This window comes from Lacinutrix chionoecetis, assembly GCF_053604665.1.
The window spans coordinates 1-343 of the sequence record NZ_JBSHNQ010000020.1 but is presented as its reverse complement, the minus strand read 5'-3'; the positions used below and the strand labels follow the sequence as shown (position 1 = coordinate 343).

The following is a 343-nucleotide window of genomic DNA, read 5'->3' as shown; positions in this document are numbered from 1 at the left end:
TGTTTAATGTTGGTTTCTTGTTAGTTTTAGTTACTTTCTCTGTTAATATAGACCCAAGCGGCTTTGGTTTTGTTGCCTTGGTAGTTCATTACATAATAATAGGTGCCTACTGGTAACTCATCGCCATCTAACGATTGTCCGCGCCACTCGTTGGTGTAATTTGTTTTCTCATAAACTTTAACGCCGTTTCTATTAAAGATGGCTAAAGTTTGTACATCGTAACTGCTTAAATCGAAGGTGTCGTTTAAACCGTCGCCATTTGGTGAAATACCTTGTGGGATAATACAAGTGTCTAACTCAAAGACTTCTATGTCTTCACTCGAGGTACAACCTGTGTCGTTAA

At 38.5% G+C, this 343-nt stretch carries 1 protein-coding gene; it reads right to left on the bottom strand.

The features are described from left to right. Nucleotides 1-26: 26 nt before the first annotated feature. Nucleotides 27-343 (bottom strand): gliding motility-associated C-terminal domain-containing protein (locus ACVC43_RS00105; RefSeq protein ID WP_452222539.1); only part of this gene is annotated, 317 nt, incomplete at its 5' end.